The sequence below is a fragment of the Pedobacter sp. NEAU-ZC8 genome (assembly GCF_059278965.1).
The window spans coordinates 99,893-114,601 of sequence record NZ_JCAJXC010000001.1 but is presented as its reverse complement, the minus strand read 5'-3'; the positions used below and the strand labels follow the sequence as shown (position 1 = coordinate 114,601).

Here is a 14,709-nt window from a genome sequence, read left to right as displayed (position 1 = left end):
CCTCCTAGTTTTCTGCAGCATAACGTTCCAACACCGCTAACAAGTGGTCGTATTCTGCCTGCCAGACGTTCTGCAAATTTTTAAAATGCGTACTAAGCTCCTGATTCAATTCAGATAGCAAGATCTTGCCCGCTTTATATTGCGCCTGCGCCAGCGTGATGTTCTCGGTTGATAAGCGCTCGATAGCTCTGGCGTTTTCAAGGGCTTTTTCCGCCTGCACGATATTTAGCGCTTGCTGCTGGAAATTGGCCGCCTCCATCGCTGCCTCTTCACGATACTGAGAGGTTATCAGCTGATTCTGCAGGCCAAGTTGCTTTTTCTTCAATGCCCGGTCTATGTTTTCAGAAATTGGAAGCCGTACACCTACATTAACGTAGCTATTGCCAAACCAGTTATTGTTGTTCCATAACGACAAGGTATTGTTATAAAACTGGCTCCCATAGAAAGCATTCAGGGTCAAGGACGGTAAAGCCTCTTTTTTCAATGATTGAAGTTGCAACGCGATCTTCTGCTGTTCTATTTGTATCTGCTCCAGTTGAACATTCCTCGCGTCTACTTTTAACTTAGCAACAATATCTGGTATGGAGCTCGAGAGTTGTGTAAATCCTCGTGTATCTGCATATTTAGACAATTCGATATTCGCCACTTCAAGCACCCGGAAAGCTTCATGCAGCTGTGTCTGTCTGTTAATAAGTTCCTGTTTGGCTTTGTTAAGTTCTATCAAAGTCGTGCGGCCAGCCTTCTGCCGGGCCTGCGTGATGTCAAGGATTTCCGCATACCTGAGGGAGTCTTCAACGGCCTCAAAATACTGTCTGGAGGAGATCACCACCTTTGCATAAGCAGATGTAACCTGTTTTTTCCAGTCCTGTAAGGTTTGATCATAATCGAGTGTAGCTGCTTTACGTTCCAGTTCCGCCGTTTTCAGTGCGAGCTTCTGTTGTGGATTAAAGAGATCCATACTAAACTGAATACCAGCTTTAGCGGACCAGTCTGTGGCAAACTTTAAAGGCAGGATCTCACCGGGTGTAGCATTCGGATTGAAGGCTATTGCAGGTACCGGTGTGGAAGGCGTGATCAGATTGCGCTGCAGATTTGCTTCGCCATAGATCAGTGGTAAGCGCCCGAGCTGCTCCGCTTTGATGCTCAGAGTGGCCAGAGATACATTGGTATTCGCCTGTCTGAGTTTTTCATAAGAACTTGCCTGCGCCCAGAGCGAGTCAATGGAAAGCCCTTGTGCATAAGCGCCTAAACTGCCACAAACGGCTAATATGGTAAGGACTATTCGATTCATAATTAAAATACAGATGCTGGTTCCAGTTTGGAGATCTTACGAACAGCGAACAGCGAGCCGCCGATGGAAATCAGCAAGGTTAATCCAAAAAGGAACGCAATAAACAGTATACTGAAGTCAATAAATAATCCGCTGTTCTTAACACCTTGTTGGAATCCGAGCAGTAGCACCATGGCTATGAGAAATCCAAACACGGCATATAAGAAAGCCTGGGTAACAATAAGCCGGTTTACATAGTCCTTTTTTGCACCAATTGCCTTCAACGTACCGTAATCTTTTATACGATCCAGCGCTGAAGAATATAGTGTCAGGCCAATAATGAAAAAACCGCTGATCATCGCAAATACCACCAGCGTACCAAAGCTCATGCCCATGTTGGAGGATATTAGTATCTCCTTCACCGTCGAGTTCCTCAACTTTTCTACGTCCCATGCCCTCAATTTAGGATATAGGCTATTGATTCGGGCAATGACCGCTGCTTTGTCTACCCCCTCCTGAAGTCTTACAGATACAATGCTTACCGTAGAAGGATCTAAATTTCCATAGAAGCGGGCATTCTCGATGGTGGTATACATAAAATCGCCCCCAAAAGCCTGGGCCTTTTTGGTGATGAGTTTTATCCGCGCGCTTTTACCATTGATCTCGATGGGTTTATTTAAATAGAGATCTGTCTTCCAGGAAGATGCATTGAAGAACTCAGCAGACAAAGCTTCCGGTGTAGCAAGGTCGGCAAGCTTACCTTCAAAGATGCGTTCCTGTCTGGGCCCGGTGATAAACATCGGTGCTTCACTGCCCACCAGGCTCACGCCTGCAGTTTTGCCATCGAGAAAGGAGGCCTGACAATTGACGATTAAAATTGGATAGGTTTGTTCAACCCCTTTTATGCTGCGCAGCTCCTGTACATAACGCTGATCAATCCGGTTCAGCACATTAACATTCTCGGTTTGATTTTCGATCACCCAAATGTCGCGCTCATCAAGATTGGCATTACTCACAAGATTGCCCATCAGCCCCATCAAAAAGCCAAGCAGTCCCAGCTGCTGACCTATTAAAAAGATGCTGATCACAATGGCAGTGACGATCCCGATGCTCTTCGAGCGATCAAACTTTATGAATTTCCAGGCCAGCAGGATCATAATCAGTTCAACATAATTTTACATTCAACCTTATCATTGATCAGCAGCGGACGTTCAGATTTGGTGATCTTCACCGTCATGCGCCGAACCCGCCTGTCTGTACCCTCCCCAATCTGTTCGTACAAAATGGACTTGTCCTGGAGCGAGGCACCTACGAAGCTGATCTGACCTTCGGCTATTGGATTTGGATTGCTGGTTGGATAGATCAGTACCCGCTGTCCAAGTTTTATTTTCGAGGCATATAGTTCATCTACTTCACATTCCGCAACCAGTTCTCCTGCAGGTGCAAGTTCAGCAAAGGCCTTATTGGCTTCAAGCACCTGCCCCGCTTTGGCATCCATATTCAGAATAATGCCCGCTGTAGGCGCCTTGATCCTTCGATCCTTCAGGTTCAGCGCCGACAGTTGCTGTCGCTGCCGCAGCTCATTCAGCGATTGTTGATTGGCGCGCTGGGTTTGTTTAACCTGAGCTACTTTTTGCAGTTGCTGCTCATAATTGATGTAGTCTGTATTCAAAACCTCTTGTGTTTCTGCCCCTTTTTCAGCCAGCGACTTGCTGGTCTGGTATTTTGCTGATAGTTCCTGAAGCTTAAGTTCGGCGATGCGTACCTCATAAGCATCCGCAGCATTGCTGGCAAGCTGCGCCGCAACTTGGGCCTGGCTTTCTGATGCGGCAAGCTGTTCCTGCGCCGCGCCAAGTTGCAGAATTAGATCACCCTTCTTTACGCTGTCGCCCGCTTTCACCTGGATGGCTTCAATAGTCCCGCTTATGGTGGCCGACAAGCTGATAATGCCATCTCTAGGCAGGATTTTACCGACGCTAATGACCTCCCTGGCTTCTGCAACAACCTGCTCAGGCTTCAGCGGAGCCGCCTGTTTTTTGTCGCCAGCACCGCAGGCACTTAACAGCATCATCAGCGCAAATAAGGTATTACTTGTATTCCTCTTCATTCGAAATTGTATTAGATACTTTGCCTTCCTCCACATAAATGATGCGATCGGCAAATTTGCGTAATCTTAAATCATGTGTCACAATAATAACCGCTTTTCCTTCCTGCGCCAGATCCTTAAGCTCCTCCATGATCACGGCGGCACTCTTCGCATCCAGTGAGGCTGTAGGTTCATCACACAACACAATTGGTGGATTGGTGACCAAAGCTCTGGCTATCGCCACACGCTGTTTTTGGCCACCGCTAAGCTTTTTAGGAAGATTGTTCATGCGGTCCAGCAAGCCTACCTTCTCTAGTGCGCGCTTAGCGCGTGCCCTTACTTCGTCTTTGGGCAAACGCTGAAGCACCATGGGCTGCATCACGTTTTCCAGCGCATTTAGTGGTTCGAGCAGGTTGAATTGCTGAAAGACAAACCCGATCTGATCAAGCCGAATGGCAGCAAGTTCATTTTCCCTGAGGTCCGTTACTTTCCGGTCTAAAAAGTATACTTCACCCGCTGTTGGATAAATCACGCATCCTATAATGGAGAGCAGGGTTGTTTTTCCAGAGCCCGAGGGGCCCATAATCAAGGTAAGTTCACCTTTTCTAAGCTCCAGGTCCGTTTGATCCAGCGCCGTGATCGTCGTGTCGCCAGTTTTATAGATCTTATTTACGCCTTTTAAGGATATTATGGTCTCCTGCATTGAGTGCTTAACAAATATTTAGCAATTAAGGTTGGTAATTTAGCGGTTTTATAATGATAAATTTGGTTTATGAACCGATTAGACCGGCTGTCCGCGATTTTGATCCAGCTGCAATCCCGAAAAGTAGTTAAGGCACAAGATCTTGCATCGCGATACGACATCAGCCTTCGTACCGTATACCGCGACATGCGTTCGCTTGAGGAAGCTGGGGTGCCCATCATCGGTGAGGCCGGCGTAGGCTACTCCCTTGCCGCAGGTTACCGCCTGCCGCCTGTAATGTTCAGCCGCGAAGAAGCTACAGCTTTTCTCACCGCGGAGAAACTCGTCAGCAGCCTTACTGATGCCGCGAACAGCGCCAGCTATCGCGCTGCACTGGATAAGATCAGGGCGGTGCTGCGCAGTACCGAACAAAACTACCTTGAACATATTGATACCCGCATTGAGGTACTTGAAAGCAGACGACCAGCAAACCATCCTGGCGAAAATGCCATGCAGACCATTCTAAAAGCAATTGCTGAACGTCGGCTGTTGGAAATCGACTATTTCGCCTATTACCGCCAGGAACATACGAACAGGCAGGTTGAACCCATCGGGGTCTTCTTTCTGGATAACTTCTGGCACTTGATTGCCTGGTGCCGTAGTCGAAAAGCCATTCGTGACTTTCGGTTCGACCGGATCTTAAACATACGCTTGCTGGAACTTCAGTTTGATGATATACACGAGCCCTTCATGAACTATGTAAGAAGCCTTTACCGGGAGATGGCGCTGCAGCCAGTGCAAATTAGCTTAGATCAGCATGCCTATATTCATCTGGGAGAACAAAAATATTATCAAGGATTCGTATCGGAAGAAATTACACCTGAAGGTGTAATCATGGACTTCATGACGATGTCATTAGAGGGATTTGCGCGTTGGTACATGAGCTTTTCTGATTGTGCAACCATCCTTAGCCCAAATGCCCTAATTGAAAAAGTAAAAACAATCCATACCGCTGCAGAAAAAAAAATTCAACAAATGCAATGCTGCTGACATAGGGTTGTCACCACCAATTTGCTTCTTTGTCTAAAACTAATCAACAAGCATATGTCAACACTTAAAGAATTTCTAAAAGAACTTGATGAGGAATCAATTGTAACCCGTAAAATGCTGGAGCGTGTTCCTGATGATAAATTGGACTGGCAGCCACATGTTAAAAGCATGAAAATAAAAGATCTTGCGGGCCACGTCGCGGAGCTCACAGGTTGGATGAGCCTGGCTTTTGTAAGTGAGGAAATGGATTTTGCCGCGACACCCTATAGTCCACCGGTATGGAATAACAACGCTGAATTACTTGCCCTGTTTGAAAAAGAACTTGCAGGTGCAAGGGAACATTTGATGACTGCAAAAGAAGAAGATCTGGATCCACAATGGACCTTGAGGAACGGCGATGCGATCTATATGTCCATCACCAAACGAGAATTGGTAAGACATTCTATGAGCCAGATCATTCATCACCGTGCCCAATTGGGTGTTTACCTGCGACTATTGGATATTCCAATACCAGGAAGCTACGGTCCTAGCGCGGACGAGCAGTAGGCATATAAATCTGCCTGACTGAACTACTTTTGATCCAAAAGGATTATTTAGTTCAACCAGGCAGATTTACATTATTGTGCTGACATAAAATCGAATGCACCTTTCCGCAAATGAACACCATACTCCAACCAGGCTTTCATGCAGGCCAGAAAATTTGCCCAACCCTCCGTATTACCTTTAAGCCATTTGATGTCTGCTGTTTGTTCAGATGAGGGCTTTTCCGTTACGGTTACAACACTCGCATTTCCTCCAATGGGCTGGAGATTGATCTCCACCAGGGTCTCCCCCACTTCAGTGTCCCAGTAAAAAGCAACATATGTCTCTGGTTTCACTTCCTTTACCCGCACGGTAAACCCTTCTTCAAATTCAGGGAAATGCCAAAATGGCTCCGCACCGGTTTCCATGCGCATGGATCCTTTAGAGATGAAGTAATTTGACATCTCTGCTGGTTCTACAATTGCCTGGAAAACCACGGATGCCGGTTTTAAGATTTGAATTTTTGTTTTGATTGATAGTTCCTGATCTTTCATCGCGTAAAAGTTGTTACTTGGGAAAGCCCGGGCTTGATTTGATTTCATCAATCTGCCCGGTATGTCTTGCCATATGACCTGCAATGTACAAAAAGGCATGATATCCGTCTGTGGGTCCAAAGGGACTATCGCTGATGTGGTTGCGCAGGTCTGCAATGGGACGGGTATTTAAATAATCAAACACCAACTTCCTGCTATCCTTAAGCTCTTCAAGGGCCTGTGAAACATCACTATACTTGCCTTTACCGGTCAGTGCCTCTGGTGCCTTAACTTTATGGCTACGATCGCTCATGCCTTTGATTACCTCTTCATCACTAACCTTAACATCTTTCCGGCGTTTAGGGCTTGCTGGTGCCTCCATGGTTTTTTTGGCTTCCTCAAACAGCCCTTTCTCTGTCAGCACAATGTGCTCCAGACATTCGTTGATCGACCATTTATCCGCTGCCGGTTTGAAATTCAGTTGTTCACTCGTAAGTCCCGAGGTACTTTCTTCAAGTTTCGCATAAGTCTGCATGAAGTAGTCGTTCAGGAAAGCTTTGTCATTTTCCTTCGTTGACGCTGCTGCAGCAACGTTTACCTGTTTTGCTTGCTGTGCACATACTCCGGTAACGACCGGAGCAAGCAGCAGAAGAATTAATATCTTTTTCATGTCGTATTATTGAGATTCATAAAGTTGACTGGCTTCCTCGGAGACATTCGTCGCAGCCGGTGTTGTCTCGTACATAATCATCCAGTACACACCATATTTATCCTTGAAGGAACCGAAGTAATCGCCCCAGAACATATCTGCCATCGGCATTTCCACCTCACCTCCGGCCGAAAGCCCATTGAATATGCGGTCCGCCTCATCACGGCTGTCTGGTGATAGCGCGATGTAATTGTTGTTTCCAAAAGTCAGCTGCTGTCCTAGTGACTCCAGGCAATCGGATGCCATGAGGAATTGTCCATCACCGATAGGAATAGACACATGCATCGCCATATTGCGCTCAGCTTCCGACAACTTATCTGCACCTGGCGCATCATCCATCTTCATCACCCGGAGTTCACCACCTAAAATGGACTGATAAAAGCGGAATGCTTCTTCCGCATTACCGTAGAAATTTAAATAAGGATTTAGTTTCATGATCTTGTTGTTTAGAGGTTTACAGTTGATTAATAACTCCAAAGCTAAGATGAAACAGATTCAGATCACTTGTCTTAAGACAAGAAATCCAGGCAATTATTCAGGCAAATCTCAGGATATAAAACTGCTCGGCGATAATTCTATGGCATCAGAGGCTTGCCTTACAGCGCTCCTTTCGAATACGGCTAAGCGAAGAATCCGTGATACCAAGATAGCTGGCAATAAACTTTAAGGGTGCCTGTTGAAGGATTTGTGGATGTTGCGCTTCGAGCCGCAAGTACCGCTCCGTGGCCGATTCGGTGATCATCGCTATGGTACGTTGCTTCAACTCGAAAAGACTCCCGGACATCCAGGCTCTCCCCCATTCATTTAGCCCCTTAATCGAGTGATATAGCTCCTGGAAGGTCTCCAGGTCAATCCGATAACATTCGCAGTCCGTAAGCACCTGAAAATATTCTTCTGAAGGTACCCGGGTAAACAGTGATACCACGTCAATGGCGATTTCATTTTTACCAATAAAACCCGTAGTAATGTCATTCCCACTGTAATCATATACAAACGAACGTATCAGTCCTGTCTCGACACAGAAGTAGGCATTCGCTATTTGCCCCTTCTTAAGCAAAAAGTCGCCTTTTTTGAACGATATAGGCTTATGAGCATCTATAATCACCTGCAAATCGCGGGGTGTTAGAAGCGGATGCTGGTACAAGGATCTTAAAGCTAAAGCCATAACCTTAAGGTAAGAAAAAACCAGGGAATGTCTGCCTAAAAAGATGGGGTTTTTACAAGCGAATCGCCATTGTTTCCCTTACAGCAAACATTGGAGCATGAAAATTAGTTATTAATGGGCATCAAATTGCTAAACATAAATGGCCCAATCTGAAAAACAAAAAGCGGAAGCTCAGGAATTTTATCTGGAGGTTTTAAGAATTCTTAATGAAAACGAGTTAAACTATATGCTAGGTGGGGGCTTTGCAATGTACAACTACACCGGCATTGTAAGAGATTCTAAAGACCTGGATATCTTCTGCAAACCATCCGAATATCCGAAGATCCTGAAAGTTGTAGCCGAGCAGGGTTATGAAACGGAACTGACAGATATCCGCTGGCTGGCAAAAATCCATAAGAACGGTGAGTACATCGATATCATTTTCGACACCGTAAATAACATCTGCACGGTAGATGATTCCTGGTATGAACACGCTATGGAAGGGGAATATGCAGGGGTTCCAGTAAAGTTTCTTCCATTGGAAGAGCTGATCTGGTGTAAATTGTATGTGCAAAACCGGGAGCGATATGATGGCTCCGACATCAACCATATGCTGCTGAAACAAGGTAAGGACATGGATTGGAAACGCTTGTTGTTCCGGATGGACCAGCACTGGCACTTGTTACTTGCACAGCTCCTGATCTTCCAATTTGTTTATCCGGCAGACTATATGGATATCGTTCCCAAATGGCTTTTTGATGAACTTATAGACCGTGCGAAGGAACAGTATGACATTCCTTTTTCCACAGAAAAGGTTTGCAGAGGCCCTATAATTGACCAGACTCAATATGAAGTCGACATCAAGTTATGGAACTATAAAGTGAGTACAATAAAAACCACATGATGATGGAAGAAACAGCAGAAAACAAGATACGAATTGCAGCAATGGCAGATATCCACGTTAAGGAAACGGACAAAGGCCGGTTTGCCGATTGCTTCAAGGAAATTTCCGGTAAGGCTGATGTGCTGATCATTGCCGGAGACCTCACAGACACTGGAGATGAAGGTGAAGCAGCCATTCTGATTGAAGAATTGAAACAATGTAGCATCCCTGTGCTTGGCGTGCTCGGTAACCACGACTATGAGAAAGGCCGGCATAAACTTATCCGGCAAATGCTGCAGGATAGCGGAATGACCATATTGGATGGAGAGTCAATTGTCGTTAAAGGTGTTGGCTTTGCCGGAGTGAAAGGGTTCGGTGGGGGTTTCGACAAATACATGTTATCAATGTTTGGCGAAGGCGCCATGAAAGCTTTCGTTCAGGAAGCCGTTGATGAAGCGCTGCATCTGGAGCGTGCTCTGGCGAAGCTGGACCAACAACATGAAAATATTAAAAAGATTGCAATCCTGCACTATGCCCCGATTTTCCAGACCATCGTTGGCGAGCCGGAAGTGATCTATCCTTTTCTTGGTTCTTCACGCCTTGCGGAGCCATTATCAAGACAAAACGTGATCGCTGCTTTCCATGGCCACGCCCATGCTGGAACCCTTGAGGGGGAAGCGCCAGGCGGTGTCAAGGTTTTTAACGTCGCACTGCCGATCTTACGAAAACATGGCTATCCTTGTGGGTATTACACCTTTGAAGTATAGTTTTGATATATCATAGGTATACCGGAGCGCATAAACACGCTCCGGTATACAAAAACGCTAAAGGTTGTTCTTCGCTAAAAAGGCAAGTTCTGCCTCGCTAAAATGTTCATCATCTATCGCAGGTGCGGTACCATAGCCTTCCACCTTCGGCAGGCTTTTGCCTGGCTCTCCCATGTACCAAACCAGTTGATTATTTCTGCCAAGCAAAATCGTCATTGTCCTCGACGCCGGCAACTCAAGCCTGGTCTCAGGATCAACTATTGGTTTTGCAATGTCCATTGCTACTGGTTTAGACAAGGACGTGGTAAGCATAAAAAAGGTGATCAGCAAGAATGCAAGATCCACCATAGCAGTAAGATCCACTTTTGGTACTGCTTTTCTGTTAGAGGAAGTCGTTAGTTCAGCCATGATAGGTATTTATTTCAGGATGACTTAATCTCGGGGATTCCACAAATTGCTACGACAATTACAGGTTAAAAGTCATAACACCCTTAAAAACTGGGGATTAAAAAGGCATGTAGCAAGGGTTGACCGGGTGTTCACCCGCCCCTAGCCGGTTCAAGGGCGGCTCAAGGCCGGGTTGAGGGCGGCTTAGGGCCGGGTCGACCCCAAAGCCGATGCATCGCCTGGCCCCAGCTGTTCCTACTTATGTTGCAACAGCTGCAACACTTCATTCCAAATCTTTTCATCTACTGGAATGCCTTTGCCCTGGTTCTCCAGGCGCGTTTTCAAGGTATGCTCACCTGGATAACTTACCGGACTTTCGGCATCTTCAGGTGTACTGCTCTTGGTGTATGTGATGATCTGTTCCGTCAACTTTTCGCAAAGATCTGGATCCTCCGGTTTTATGCAGATAAATACCTGGGAGATCCCGTATTCCTTCCCGGCCGCTGTAATCTCCGCGGTAGAACGTCCTCCACTAAGAATGGTTGCTAAAAGATCCAGCATTAAAGACAGGCCGGACCCCTTCCAGAATCCAACCGGGAGCAGGCGCTGAGACTGAATAATTGCACCAGGATCGGTACTCAGCTGACCTTGCTGGTCATACCCACCGGCAAGCGGCAACGCATTCCCTTGAGACTGGTATTGAAGTAACTTGCCGAAGGAGAATTGAGACATGGCCATATCCAGTACAACATGCCCTTGCTTGCGGGGCACAGCAATGACCAAGGGATTATTACCTAGCCTGGGATCTGTACCAGCCCAGGGGGGCATATTGGCAATCGTATTGGTGAAACAGATGCCAATGTAACCACGCTCCGCAGCCTGCCAGCCATAGGTCCCGCCCCGCATCCAGTGACTGGTGTTCCTGATGGCGACACAGCCGATCCCCGACTGTTCAGCTAAAGCTATCGCCCGCCCCATGCAATGTTTCCCGTTTAACATGCCAGGCGCCAGTTTTCCGTCCCATTGTTCAATAAGACTATTTTTGCTGATCAGCACTGGTTCGGCTTTACTGTCAACTAAACCTTGTCGCACCATTTCAACAAAGACGGGGAAACGGTTCAACCCGTGTGTGTAAACGCCGTCACAGCTATTTTCAGTAAAGATTGTCGCACAAGCATTAGCTTTTTCTACCGGAAAACCGGCTTGCTGTAAAACGGAAGAAAAGGTTTCCCTCATCTTGTCGGCTGATATTCTCAACATTGTTCCAGAGTAGTTTCTAAGAAAGATAACAGTTGATAGGTAAAGATTCAATACACATATATTTCACACATTTTCTCAAACATGAGGACAGCTGTAGCTAAGAATGTGAAAGTTGGAGGGCTAAGTAGCCTGAGAGATGCGATACATCGATTTAGATGCGCGGGCTAAATAGGCAGTATTAACAAAGGATGTTGAGCAGCGAATCGGATAGTTCGGCTTCAACATTTGAAAATTCTGGGGAGCTATTTTTAATTAAGCCATTTTCCAGAATACAGAAGATCTTAAAGGCGGATCCCTTCGTGCTGTCAACAAATGCAGCAGCATCCATGTTGTGCAGTTTTAACTGCTGGAGCTGATTGAATGTGTTGTAGTAAAAAACTTCAGTCATTGTTAAAAAATTAATAATCGATCTTAAAACCAGATCTATACCTGTGGAAACATTCCCCGAATTGGGGATATATTCTGCCCCGGGTTGACCCTCAATTCTGCCTATAAGCTCGATTAAAGGTTTTCAGAGCCGGTTACCTGGACAGCTGGTCTATTTCAATACGTATGGTGCAATGATCGGCCCAGCTTCGAGGACATCTCCATTTAGTTCAGCATACTTAACAGAAGAATATTGCCGAAAATGCAGGAAAAAGGCTATTTTTTTACTATTTTGGGGCTCATCTGCAACAAAAACCCCAAAAAATGCTATTTACTGTACTATCAGGATTAATAACATCGGGCCTTTTAATTCCCTTCGGAAAGTTCTTCCGGACAAAATGGTGTGCCGTTTTAATTTTACTTCCGCTGGCCATATTTTGTTATCTCTTACAACAAGTTCCATTGATGGCCAACGGCGAGGTTGTCTATGAACACTACCAATGGGTGCCATCATTGAACATCAACTTCGACCTTCGCTTAGATGGGCTTTCCATGATATTTGGATTGTTAATCTCAGGAATAGGGACGCTGATCTTCTTGTATGCCAGCGCATACCTCAAAGGACATCAATATCTGGATCGCTTTTTTGCATACCTCTGCTTGTTCATGGCTTCCATGCTGGGCATTGTCCTGTCCGACAATATACTGCTGCTATTTATATTCTGGGAACTAACCAGCATTAGTTCGTTCTTCCTGATCGGTTTTAATAACGACAATGCAGATTCGCGAAAGAGTGCTTTAACGGCCTTAAGTATCACCGGTCTCGGCGGTTTTTTCCTGCTTACCGGCATGATCCTGATCGGCAACATCGCTGGTACCTTTAGCATTTCAGAATTAATTCGATCAGCGGATCTCCTAAAGGGACACGAGTTGTATCCCCTGGCTATCGCTATGGTTTTTGTTGGAGCTTTTACCAAATCTGCCCAGTTCCCTTTTCATTTCTGGCTGCCCGGCGCCATGAAAGCACCTACACCGGTATCGGCTTACCTGCATTCCGCGACCATGGTGAAAGCAGGCATATTTCTGCTCGCACGTTTTACACCTATTCTGGGCGGTACGCCAGCCTGGTCCTATACGCTGATGATATTTGGTGGTTTTACAATGATATATGCTGCAGTACATGCTTTGTTCAGAACAGACTTAAAGAGTATCCTCGCTTATTCAACCATTGCTGCACTTGGGATTCTTACCTTTCTGATTGGCCTTGGCACCGAAGTAGCTTTGATTGCCGCGATTACATTCATTGTTGTACATGCGCTTTATAAAGCTACCTTGTTTATGACCACGGGAATTATAGATCACGAAACGGGCACCAGGGAGCTTACAAAACTAGCCGGACTGAGAAAGGTACTCCTACCCGTATTTATTGCAGCTTTGCTTGCAGCACTCTCCAGCGCCGGAATGCCCTTGCTTTTCGGATTTATATCCAAAGATCTCATTTATGAGGCAACATTACATGCAGATCAGCAGCTCAGCATCTATCTGACCATTGCCGCGATCATCACCAATGTGTGTTTAGTTGCTGCAGGATTTATGGCTGGGATTAAGCCATTTATGGGTGCACTGCCGGAGAACTATAATAAAGTTCATCTACCCCCAAAAGCCATGTGGATACCGCCACTAATCCTGGCACTTCTGGGATTGATCTTCGGGCTGCTGCCACAGCTTGCCGGCACGCAACTGGTCACCGCAGCGCTGCAAACCGTCAAGGCTGGCACTGAGCCGGTAAACTTGAAACTATGGCATGGCTTCAATATGGTACTGACGCTGAGCCTCGTCACACTGGCTGCTGGAACCTTGGTATACCTGTTTAATAAGGCTGACGAGAAGAAGCTGGCATTACTAAACCCACTTCAGGCCTTTGCGCCCCAGGCGTTTTTTGGAAAGCTCGGTGATTGGTTCATTGATCTTTCAGAATGGTATACCAATATTATGCATAATGGCTTTCTAAGATCGTATCTACTGAAAATCATCCTCTTTGCAGAATTACTGCTTGCCTACGAATTGCTCATTGGCGGACCGATCTATATTGATTACAGTAAGCTATCCGCAATTAGCGTTTACGAAGCGGTAAATGTTTTTATTTTAATGGCAGCGGTAATCCTGACGGTAACGACATCTTCCAGACTAACAGCGGTGGTAGGCACAAGTGTAATTGGCTATGCCATTTGTCTGATGTTTGTGTATTACAGCGCACCAGATCTTGCCATGACGCAGTTTACCATTGATACCTTAACCGTGGTCCTGTTTGTATTCGTGCTATTTAACTTGCCGCCTTTCATCAATCAGGCAAATAACCGGGTTGTCATCCGGGATACCGTCGTCGCCTTAGGTTTTGGAATTATCCTCTCGATCATCGCGATCCGGGTGTTACAGGTACCAACGGACATCTCGATCAGTAAATACTATGGTGACTTCGCTTATACGCTTGCCAAGGGTAAAAATGTGGTGAATGTGATCCTTGTTGATTTTCGCGGTTTTGACACCATGTTCGAGATTGTGGTGCTCAGCATTGCAGCGCTTGGCGTTTATAGTTTAATTAAATTGAGGTTAACATCTTCAGAGAAAGAATAATATGAGAAGTGCAATACTACAAACAGCATCGAGGTATTTGCTACCCATTCTGCTGCTATTTTCGTTTTTCCTGCTCTTAAGGGGGCACTACTATCCTGGTGGCGGTTTCGTAGGAGGCCTAGTCGCTTCCATCGCTTTTGTGCTGCATAGCTTTGCTCATGGAACCATCAATACGATGAAGATCCTCGGTTATAAGCCACTTGCACTGATTCCCCTGGGGCTCGGGATCGCGGCCCTGGCCATGTTTGCACCCGTGTTCTTTGGCTATCCGGTTATGACAGGCTTGTGGTTTGAAGAACCTATCCCGGTCATTGGGATGTTGGGCTCTGCACTGTTTTTCGATCTTGGTGTGTACCTGGTTGTTATCGGTGTGGTATTAACCATTTTGTTCACGATTTCACTGCATACACATTAAT

Annotated in this window: 17 protein-coding genes; 6 read left to right on the top strand and 11 right to left on the bottom strand. The window is 46.0% G+C overall.

Annotated features, from left to right (window positions below):
• Nucleotides 1-4: 4 nt before the first annotated feature.
• Genes AC5WJX_RS00575 through AC5WJX_RS00560 form a run of 4 tightly spaced genes read right to left on the bottom strand, consistent with a single transcriptional unit; the run spans nucleotide 5 to nucleotide 4,059 of the window.
• Nucleotides 5-1,291, bottom strand: a complete 1,287-nt coding sequence (locus tag AC5WJX_RS00575) for a TolC family protein (RefSeq protein WP_494482900.1) — start codon at nucleotides 1,289-1,291, stop codon at nucleotides 5-7.
• A gap of 2 nt (nucleotides 1,292-1,293) precedes the next feature.
• Nucleotides 1,294-2,427: an ABC transporter permease gene (locus AC5WJX_RS00570; protein WP_494482899.1), complete on the bottom strand. Its 1,134-nt coding sequence runs from the start codon at nucleotides 2,425-2,427 to the stop codon at nucleotides 1,294-1,296.
• Nucleotides 2,428-2,429: 2 nt separating this feature from the next.
• A complete protein-coding gene (locus AC5WJX_RS00565; protein ID WP_494482898.1) occupies nucleotides 2,430-3,377 on the bottom strand; it encodes an HlyD family secretion protein in 948 nt (315 codons plus the stop codon).
• Nucleotides 3,358-4,059 (bottom strand): ABC transporter ATP-binding protein, encoded by a 702-nt coding sequence (locus tag AC5WJX_RS00560; protein WP_440430055.1) that lies wholly within the window; start codon nucleotides 4,057-4,059, stop codon nucleotides 3,358-3,360. Before AC5WJX_RS00560 ends, AC5WJX_RS00565 begins: the two co-directional genes overlap by 20 nt.
• A gap of 69 nt (nucleotides 4,060-4,128) precedes the next feature.
• Here AC5WJX_RS00560 and AC5WJX_RS00555 point away from each other — a divergent pair, with 69 nt between their 5' ends.
• Together AC5WJX_RS00555 and AC5WJX_RS00550 are read left to right on the top strand one after the other, a co-directional pair.
• Complete coding sequence (locus AC5WJX_RS00555; RefSeq protein ID WP_494482897.1) at nucleotides 4,129-5,088, top strand: helix-turn-helix transcriptional regulator; 960 nt, start codon at nucleotides 4,129-4,131, stop codon at nucleotides 5,086-5,088.
• Between the two features lie 54 nt (nucleotides 5,089-5,142).
• Nucleotides 5,143-5,634 carry a DinB family protein gene (locus AC5WJX_RS00550; RefSeq protein WP_440430059.1) on the top strand — a complete coding sequence of 164 codons (492 nt, stop codon included), beginning with the start codon at nucleotides 5,143-5,145 and terminating at the stop codon, nucleotides 5,632-5,634.
• Nucleotides 5,635-5,705: 71 nt separating this feature from the next.
• Here the strand turns inward: AC5WJX_RS00550 and AC5WJX_RS00545 are convergent, their stop codons facing one another.
• From AC5WJX_RS00545 to AC5WJX_RS00530, 4 genes are all read right to left on the bottom strand, one after another.
• On the bottom strand, nucleotides 5,706-6,212 hold the full coding sequence (locus AC5WJX_RS00545) for an SRPBCC domain-containing protein (RefSeq protein WP_494482896.1): 507 nt from the start codon (nucleotides 6,210-6,212) through the stop codon (nucleotides 5,706-5,708).
• Entirely contained in the window at nucleotides 6,178-6,813 is a 636-nt protein-coding gene (locus AC5WJX_RS00540) for a DinB family protein (RefSeq protein ID WP_494482895.1), read from the bottom strand. Before AC5WJX_RS00540 ends, AC5WJX_RS00545 begins: the two co-directional genes overlap by 35 nt.
• Nucleotides 6,814-6,819: 6 nt before the next feature.
• Entirely contained in the window at nucleotides 6,820-7,287 is a 468-nt protein-coding gene (locus AC5WJX_RS00535) for a VOC family protein (RefSeq protein ID WP_494482894.1), read from the bottom strand.
• 148 nt (nucleotides 7,288-7,435) lie between these two features.
• Nucleotides 7,436-8,017: a Crp/Fnr family transcriptional regulator gene (locus AC5WJX_RS00530; protein ID WP_494482893.1), complete on the bottom strand. Its 582-nt coding sequence runs from the start codon at nucleotides 8,015-8,017 to the stop codon at nucleotides 7,436-7,438.
• Between the two features lie 139 nt (nucleotides 8,018-8,156).
• On the opposite strand from AC5WJX_RS00530, the gene AC5WJX_RS00525 reads away from it, so the two are divergent.
• Together AC5WJX_RS00525 and AC5WJX_RS00520 are read left to right on the top strand one after the other, a co-directional pair.
• A complete protein-coding gene (locus tag AC5WJX_RS00525) occupies nucleotides 8,157-8,900 on the top strand; it encodes a nucleotidyltransferase (protein WP_494482892.1) in 744 nt (247 codons plus the stop codon).
• A complete protein-coding gene (locus tag AC5WJX_RS00520; protein ID WP_440430068.1) occupies nucleotides 8,897-9,646 on the top strand; it encodes a metallophosphoesterase family protein in 750 nt (249 codons plus the stop codon). Before AC5WJX_RS00525 ends, AC5WJX_RS00520 begins: the two co-directional genes overlap by 4 nt.
• 57 nt (nucleotides 9,647-9,703) lie before the next feature.
• On the opposite strand, the gene AC5WJX_RS00515 is transcribed toward AC5WJX_RS00520, so the two are convergent.
• The 3 genes from AC5WJX_RS00515 to AC5WJX_RS00505 all read right to left on the bottom strand — a co-directional run bounded on the left by AC5WJX_RS00515 (nucleotide 9,704) and on the right by AC5WJX_RS00505 (nucleotide 11,681).
• On the bottom strand, nucleotides 9,704-10,054 hold the full coding sequence (locus tag AC5WJX_RS00515; protein WP_494482891.1) for an ExbD/TolR family protein: 351 nt from the start codon (nucleotides 10,052-10,054) through the stop codon (nucleotides 9,704-9,706).
• Nucleotides 10,055-10,288: 234 nt separating this feature from the next.
• Nucleotides 10,289-11,293: a 3-dehydro-L-gulonate 2-dehydrogenase gene (gene yiaK / locus AC5WJX_RS00510; protein WP_494482890.1), complete on the bottom strand. Its 1,005-nt coding sequence runs from the start codon at nucleotides 11,291-11,293 to the stop codon at nucleotides 10,289-10,291.
• A gap of 178 nt (nucleotides 11,294-11,471) precedes the next feature.
• Nucleotides 11,472-11,681, bottom strand: a complete 210-nt coding sequence (locus AC5WJX_RS00505) for a hypothetical protein (RefSeq protein WP_440430071.1) — start codon at nucleotides 11,679-11,681, stop codon at nucleotides 11,472-11,474.
• Between the two features lie 302 nt (nucleotides 11,682-11,983).
• Between AC5WJX_RS00505 and AC5WJX_RS00500 the strand changes: the two genes are divergently transcribed.
• Both AC5WJX_RS00500 and AC5WJX_RS00495 read left to right on the top strand, forming a co-directional pair.
• Nucleotides 11,984-14,293, top strand: coding sequence for a putative monovalent cation/H+ antiporter subunit A (locus AC5WJX_RS00500; RefSeq protein ID WP_494482889.1), 2,310 nt, complete (start codon nucleotides 11,984-11,986; stop codon nucleotides 14,291-14,293).
• A 1-nt stretch (nucleotide 14,294) separates the two neighbouring features.
• A complete protein-coding gene (locus tag AC5WJX_RS00495; RefSeq protein WP_440430073.1) occupies nucleotides 14,295-14,708 on the top strand; it encodes a Na+/H+ antiporter subunit B in 414 nt (137 codons plus the stop codon).
• Nucleotide 14,709 lies beyond the last annotated feature (1 nt).

What these genes read in the sequence shown, in the direction of transcription:
- AC5WJX_RS00575 (WP_494482900.1), bottom strand. Translation starts at nt 1,291, where the DNA reads ATGAATCGAATAGTCCTTACCATATTAGCCGTTTGTGGCAGTTTAGGC.
- AC5WJX_RS00570 (WP_494482899.1), bottom strand. Translation starts at nt 2,427, where the DNA reads ATGATCCTGCTGGCCTGGAAATTCATAAAGTTTGATCGCTCGAAGAGC.
- AC5WJX_RS00565 (WP_494482898.1), bottom strand. Translation starts at nt 3,377, where the DNA reads ATGAAGAGGAATACAAGTAATACCTTATTTGCGCTGATGATGCTGTTA.
- AC5WJX_RS00560 (WP_440430055.1), bottom strand. Translation starts at nt 4,059, where the DNA reads ATGCAGGAGACCATAATATCCTTAAAAGGCGTAAATAAGATCTATAAA.
- AC5WJX_RS00555 (WP_494482897.1), top strand. Translation starts at nt 4,129, where the DNA reads ATGAACCGATTAGACCGGCTGTCCGCGATTTTGATCCAGCTGCAATCC.
- AC5WJX_RS00550 (WP_440430059.1), top strand. Translation starts at nt 5,143, where the DNA reads ATGTCAACACTTAAAGAATTTCTAAAAGAACTTGATGAGGAATCAATT.
- AC5WJX_RS00545 (WP_494482896.1), bottom strand. Translation starts at nt 6,212, where the DNA reads ATGAAATCAAATCAAGCCCGGGCTTTCCCAAGTAACAACTTTTACGCG.
- AC5WJX_RS00540 (WP_494482895.1), bottom strand. Translation starts at nt 6,813, where the DNA reads ATGAAAAAGATATTAATTCTTCTGCTGCTTGCTCCGGTCGTTACCGGA.
- AC5WJX_RS00535 (WP_494482894.1), bottom strand. Translation starts at nt 7,287, where the DNA reads ATGAAACTAAATCCTTATTTAAATTTCTACGGTAATGCGGAAGAAGCA.
- AC5WJX_RS00530 (WP_494482893.1), bottom strand. Translation starts at nt 8,017, where the DNA reads ATGGCTTTAGCTTTAAGATCCTTGTACCAGCATCCGCTTCTAACACCC.
- AC5WJX_RS00525 (WP_494482892.1), top strand. Translation starts at nt 8,157, where the DNA reads ATGGCCCAATCTGAAAAACAAAAAGCGGAAGCTCAGGAATTTTATCTG.
- AC5WJX_RS00520 (WP_440430068.1), top strand. Translation starts at nt 8,897, where the DNA reads ATGATGATGGAAGAAACAGCAGAAAACAAGATACGAATTGCAGCAATG.
- AC5WJX_RS00515 (WP_494482891.1), bottom strand. Translation starts at nt 10,054, where the DNA reads ATGGCTGAACTAACGACTTCCTCTAACAGAAAAGCAGTACCAAAAGTG.
- yiaK (WP_494482890.1), bottom strand. Translation starts at nt 11,293, where the DNA reads ATGTTGAGAATATCAGCCGACAAGATGAGGGAAACCTTTTCTTCCGTT.
- AC5WJX_RS00505 (WP_440430071.1), bottom strand. Translation starts at nt 11,681, where the DNA reads ATGACTGAAGTTTTTTACTACAACACATTCAATCAGCTCCAGCAGTTA.
- AC5WJX_RS00500 (WP_494482889.1), top strand. Translation starts at nt 11,984, where the DNA reads ATGCTATTTACTGTACTATCAGGATTAATAACATCGGGCCTTTTAATT.
- AC5WJX_RS00495 (WP_440430073.1), top strand. Translation starts at nt 14,295, where the DNA reads ATGAGAAGTGCAATACTACAAACAGCATCGAGGTATTTGCTACCCATT.